This window comes from uncultured Salegentibacter sp. (assembly GCF_963972535.1).
Classification (GTDB): Bacteria; Bacteroidota; Bacteroidia; order Flavobacteriales; family Flavobacteriaceae; genus Salegentibacter.
Genome location: NZ_CAXAVR010000141.1, coordinates 1 through 5,708, shown reverse-complemented (window position 1 = coordinate 5,708; position 5,708 = coordinate 1). Strand labels below are relative to the sequence as shown.

5 protein-coding genes are annotated in these 5,708 nt (G+C 37.1%); 3 read left to right on the top strand and 2 right to left on the bottom strand.

What is annotated here, in order from left to right:
- Window positions 1-96 precede the first annotated feature (96 nt).
- The 3 genes from mscL (at window position 97) to AACZ30_RS12570 (ending at window position 4,071) form a co-directional block, all read left to right on the top strand.
- Window positions 97-531: a large conductance mechanosensitive channel protein MscL gene (gene mscL / locus AACZ30_RS12580; protein ID WP_075325337.1), complete on the top strand. Its 435-nt coding sequence runs from the start codon at window positions 97-99 to the stop codon at window positions 529-531.
- Window positions 532-834: 303 nt separating this feature from the next.
- The gene (locus AACZ30_RS12575; RefSeq protein WP_339649722.1) at window positions 835-1,824 is read left to right on the top strand and encodes an aspartate-semialdehyde dehydrogenase; all 990 of its coding nucleotides are present in this window, start codon (window positions 835-837) and stop codon (window positions 1,822-1,824) included.
- 90 nt (window positions 1,825-1,914) lie between these two features.
- Entirely contained in the window at window positions 1,915-4,071 is a 2,157-nt protein-coding gene (locus tag AACZ30_RS12570) for a prolyl oligopeptidase family serine peptidase (protein WP_339649720.1), read from the top strand.
- A gap of 156 nt (window positions 4,072-4,227) precedes the next feature.
- Here the strand turns inward: AACZ30_RS12570 and AACZ30_RS12565 are convergent, their stop codons facing one another.
- Together AACZ30_RS12565 and AACZ30_RS12560 are read right to left on the bottom strand one after the other, a co-directional pair.
- Window positions 4,228-4,833, bottom strand: coding sequence for an HAD family hydrolase (locus tag AACZ30_RS12565; RefSeq protein WP_339649718.1), 606 nt, complete (start codon window positions 4,831-4,833; stop codon window positions 4,228-4,230).
- A 106-nt stretch (window positions 4,834-4,939) separates the two neighbouring features.
- On the bottom strand, window positions 4,940-5,708 hold a 769-nt coding region (locus tag AACZ30_RS12560; RefSeq protein WP_339649716.1), incomplete at its 5' end, for a glycosyltransferase family 9 protein.

Here is a 5,708-nt window from a genome sequence, read left to right as displayed (position 1 = left end):
CAAAGAGTAAAACGGATAATTATTCAATAGTTAAATGAATTTTTCTAGCGAATTATTGTGTAATTTGGTTAGCTACTAATCCAATCAGAATTTATCATGAGTTTTATCCAAGATTTTAAAAAGTTTATGCTCAAGGGTGATATTATAGCCCTTGCTACTGCGGTGGTGATAGGTGCCGCTTTTAACAAAATCATCGCTTCTGTAGTGGCCGATGTTATTATGCCTATTATTGGTTTAATTACCGGAGGAACAGATTTTTCACAGAAATTTATCTCGTTAGATGGCGTTTCCTACGAAACATTAGAAGCTGCAAAAGAAGCTGAAGCCGCTGTAATTACCTACGGAAATTTAATTGATACTATTATTCATTTTATAATCGTTGCGTTTTTTATATTTTTGGTATTACGTGCTTACGAAAAGACCAAAAAAGAAAAAGAAGCCCCAAAATTGGTGGAACCAAAAGGCCCAACCCAGGAAGATTTGCTTACCCAAATTAGGGATGAGCTAAAAAAACAGAATAGTACGACTTAAAATTCTTAAAGATACGAGCACCGCTATACTGCTCATTTTAAATAAATCGTAATTTAATCAAACCCCACAGGAAACTGTGGGGTCTTTTTTTAACGAAAAACACGAATTAGTTTAAAAACAATAATTCTTTTCAATTTTAAGGGCTGGGGCTATGTAAGTTAAGTTGGGGATAATAAATTTGCGGCTTGTTTTAAGAACATTTAGTAACAAAAAGAAATTACCCAAATAAGATTTCTGCTTTGGCGGGAATGACTAAAATAAATAGTTTTCCGCTTACGCGGAAAAAGACAAAAGTTTAAAATTATGAGAATAGCAGTTGTAGGCGCTACCGGAATGGTAGGCGAAATCATGTTAAAAGTTTTAGCCGAAAGGAATTTTCCGGTTACGGAATTATACCTGGTTGCTTCAGAAAGGTCAGTTGGGAAAAAGATCAATTTTAAAGGAAAAGACTATGAAGTAATTGGCTTGCAAACGGCGGTAGATCTTAAACCGGATATTGCTCTATTTTCAGCTGGCGGAGAAACTTCTTTGGAATGGGCTCCAAAATTTGCCGAAAATGGAACAACTGTAGTGGATAATTCTTCGGCCTGGAGAATGGATGAAACCAAAAAACTGGTGATTCCAGAAATTAATGCTTCAGAGTTAACCAAAGAAGACAAGATCATTGCCAATCCTAACTGTTCTACCATCCAGTTGTTGATGGCTTTAAAACCGCTGCACGATGCTTTCAAAATTAAACGCGTTATCGTTTCTACTTACCAGTCTATTACCGGTACCGGCGTAAAAGCGGTAGAGCAATTAGAAAATGAATACAAAGGTGAAAAAGGCGAAATGGCCTATCCTTACCCTATTCATAAAAATGCATTGCCGCATTGCGATGTGTTCCAGGAAAACGGGTACACCAAAGAAGAGATGAAACTTACCAAAGAAACCAAAAAGATCCTAGGAGATGAATCGGTCTTGGTGAGTGCTACCGCGATTAGAATTCCCGTTGTTGGCGGACATTCAGAATCTGTGAATATTGAATTTGAAAATGAATTTGATGAAGCTGAAGTAAGAAAAATTTTAAGTCAGTTTCCAGGGGTGACCGTACAGGACAATCCCGATACCAACACTTACCCTATGCCTATTTATGCTGAAGGAAAAGATGATGTATTTGTTGGCAGGATCCGCAGGGATTATTCACAGCCTAAAAGTTTAAATATGTGGGTAGTAGCCGATAATCTTAGAAAAGGAGCAGCTACCAATACCATCCAAATTGCCGAATACCTTATTAAAAATAAATTAGTCTAAACGGTAGCAAACAAAAAACTAACTAATGCCTGTAAAATTGTAACTTACAGGCATTTTTTAGTACTAACTGTTTGTATCAAAACATAATTTATGAAAAAAACATTACCCGGAATTTTTGCACTCGCCGTCCTGGCTTCCTGCAACGATTCTAAATCAGAAAAAGAAATCAGTTTGAATTATCCTGAAACCAAAAAAGTAGATACGGTAACCGATTATTTTGGAACCGAGGTAAAAGATCCATACCGTTGGCTGGAAGACGACCGTAGCGAAGAAACCGAAGATTGGGTAAAAGCCCAAAATGAGGTGACTTTCGATTATCTAAACAGTATTCCTTATAAAAAAGAGCTTGAAGAAAGACTTTCTGAAATATGGAATTATGAAAAAATAAGTGCTCCTTTTGAAGAAGGCGATTACACCTATTTCTATAAAAACGATGGTTTACAAAATCAATACGTGGTTTATAGAAAAAAAGGTGAAGATGGTGAAACAGAAGTTTTCCTGGATCCTAATAAATTCAGTGAAGACGGGACTACTTCCCTTGCCGGCTTAAGTTTCTCTAAAGATGGCAGCAAAGCCGCTTACGCTATTTCTGAAGGTGGTAGCGACTGGAGAAAAATTATCATTATAGATGCCGAAAATAAAGAACGTGTAGAAGATACCATTCAGAATGTAAAATTCAGTGGAATTTCGTGGAAAGGAAACGAAGGCTTTTACTATTCAAGCTACGAAAAGCCAGAAGGCAGCGAGCTTTCGACAAAAACAGATCAGCATAGGTTATTTTACCATAAACTGGGAACTCCACAGAGCGAAGACAAAGTAATCTTTGGAGATTCTGAAGAGCAAAAACATCGTTATGTAGGTGGTGGTGTTTCAGAAGACGACCGGTTTTTATTTATTTCTGCAAGGAATTCAACATCTGGAGGAAAACTTTTTATGATGGATCTTTCTAAAGATAATCTTGAACTGGTTACTATTTTAGATCACGAAAACACCGATAGCTACGTAATTACCAACGAAGACAGCAAATTGTTCATTGTTACCAATATGGACGCGCCAAATCGTAAGGTGGTGACCGTAGATGCTGCAAATCCTTCTCCTGAAAACTGGGAAGACTTTATTCCTGAAACCGAAAACGTATTGAGCCCTTCTACCGGCGGCGGCTATTTCTTTGCCGAATATATGGTAGATGCAGTTTCTGAAGTAAAACAGTACAATTATGAAGGAGAATTAGTTCGTGAAGTTGAGCTTCCGGGAATTGGTTCTGCAGGCGGATTTGGTGCTAAAAAGGAAAAAGAAGAATTGTATTATTCTTTCACAAATTATGTGACTCCGGGTACCATCTACAAATACAATATTGAAGAAGGAACCTCTGAGGTTTATAACAAACCAAACATAAAATTCAATCCAGACGATTACGAAAGCAAGCAGGTTTTTTACACTTCAAAAGACGGGACAAAGGTTCCTATGATCATTACCCACAAAAAAGGTCTTGAGCTTAACGGTAAGAACCCAACGATGCTTTATGGTTATGGAGGATTCAATGTTAGTTTAACGCCTTCTTTTAGCACTGCAAATGCGATTTGGATGGAACAAGGCGGAGTTTACGCCGTGCCAAACCTTAGAGGTGGTGGTGAATATGGTAAAGAATGGCATGATGCCGGTATAAAACTTAAAAAACAAAACGTTTTTGACGATTTTATTGCTGCTGCGGAATACTTAATTGAAGAGAATTATACTTCCAGCGATTACCTGGCCATTCGTGGTGGTTCTAACGGCGGACTTTTAGTTGGAGCTACAATGACCCAGCGCCCTGATCTTATGAAAGTCGCTCTACCGGCTGTTGGTGTAATGGATATGCTTCGTTATCATACTTTCACCGCAGGTGCAGGTTGGGCTTATGATTATGGAACTGCAGAAGATAGTGAAGAAATGTTTAAATACCTTCTTGAGTATTCGCCGGTTCACAATCTTGAAGAAGGAACTGAATATCCAGCTACTTTGATAACCACGGGAGATCACGACGATCGTGTGGTGCCAGCGCATTCTTTTAAATTCGCTGCAGAATTACAGGATAAGCAAGCCGGAGATAATCCAGCTTTAATCAGGATTGAAACCAAAGCCGGTCACGGGGCAGGGAAACCTACAAAAATGATTATTGAAGAATATGCCGATATTTTTGGTTTCACCCTTTATAATATGGGCTTTGACACTTTACCTAATAAAACTGAAGAAAAAGTAAAAGGATAATTTATTTGTTATATTATCTCAAAGAGGCTGTCTGAAATGTCTAGCTTCGTCAAGCTGAACTTGTTTCAGCTTCTAAGATGTTTTGATTATCAATATTTTAGATCCTGAAATAAATTCAGGATGGCGATTTTAAGAACTTTTCAGACAGTCTCTTTTTTATTTTTTTCTATTCTGCACCAATTTCAATTCTCCCTCTTCGAGTAAATAGCCTTTTTCAGCCTTGTAAAGAATTTCCTCATCATCGTCTGAATATGCTTCCAGAAGTTTGTATTCTCCGTCAATCTCAGCATCGAGGCGTTTTACCTTTTCGGCGTCATTACAGGTTTTTCCTATTATCTTATAATCTTCATTTTCATACTTTGTGAGAGTGCCAATCACTTTTAAAGGCAAAAGTTCTTCCAAATATTTTGTGTAGACCTCAAATCCGCCGGTTACTATATACACTTTTATGCCAGCTTTATCTTTTTCTTTAATATCAGCGAGCATATCTTCCCTAAAATGTTCGGGAAATTCAATATTCCAAAATTGCTTAGCGTACTTTTTTACCTTTTCAGGTGGAAGTTTATTCAAATAATCATAGAAATTTTCTTTAAAATAAGTCTTACTGGTTATATGAAGTTTTCCCAACACATGCAGCCAGCCAATTTGAAAGAGATGCAATAACTTATAGCCCTTTTTATAGCAAATGAATTTAAAAAATTCATCTTTAGACGATTTTTTATATAAAGTTTGATTAAGGTCGTAAACTATAATTTCCTGCATTTTCGTAATGTTAGACTTCTAAAGAAAGATACTAAGAATCATCTTTCTACCCCGAATTTTATCATTTTCTAAACAAGAAATTAACCAGATATGTAAAAGGCAATCTTTAAAAAAGTACTTCCTGAATCTTTTTTAATACAGTTTGTGGGGAAATAGTTCTAATAGCGTTCTCATAGCCTTCTGGAAACTTATTCCCGTAAACGGAAGTCGGGATTTTAGGGTATTGTGTAAGGTTGGGAAGTAAGCTATTTTCCGCCGGCTGATTAAAAGGTCTAAAACCGGCATAAGGGTGCGTAACACCCCAAATACTTATTACGGGAATTCCATACATCGCGGCCATATGTCCATTCCCACTGTCCATAGAAAGCATGGCATCCAGGTTTGAGATAAGTGCGAGTTCTTCTGCTAAAGTGAGTTTTCCGGCAATACTAAGGGTATTTTTAAATCTGGCGGCCCAGGTTTCCAGTTGTTGTTTTTCTTTATTTCCACCACCAAACAGCAAAATCTTAATTTTTGAATTTTCACTTAACTTTCCTAAAACCTCTTCCATTAAATCTGCCGGATAGGCTTTGGAATTGTGTTGGGCAAAGGGTGCAATGCCAAGCCATTTTTTAGGTTCTGTGCCAACCAGTGTTCTTATCTTTTCTGAAATTTTTACTTTTTCAGGAAATTGGTGTGTTTCCAGGTTTATGGGATACCCTAAAGCCTCAAAAACATCGGCATAGCGCTGTATGGTGGGTTTTAATTGTTTAAAAACCTTATTATTTTCAGTGGTTAGGGCCTTCTTTTCACTTCGGCCTTTATCAATTTGTTTTACAGGAATCCCAAACATATAGAACACCGATTTCAAGATATTGCTTCGCAAAACATCGTGA

What these genes read in the sequence shown, in the direction of transcription:
- mscL (WP_075325337.1), top strand. Translation starts at nt 97, where the DNA reads ATGAGTTTTATCCAAGATTTTAAAAAGTTTATGCTCAAGGGTGATATT.
- AACZ30_RS12575 (WP_339649722.1), top strand. Translation starts at nt 835, where the DNA reads ATGAGAATAGCAGTTGTAGGCGCTACCGGAATGGTAGGCGAAATCATG.
- AACZ30_RS12570 (WP_339649720.1), top strand. Translation starts at nt 1,915, where the DNA reads ATGAAAAAAACATTACCCGGAATTTTTGCACTCGCCGTCCTGGCTTCC.
- AACZ30_RS12565 (WP_339649718.1), bottom strand. Translation starts at nt 4,833, where the DNA reads ATGCAGGAAATTATAGTTTACGACCTTAATCAAACTTTATATAAAAAA.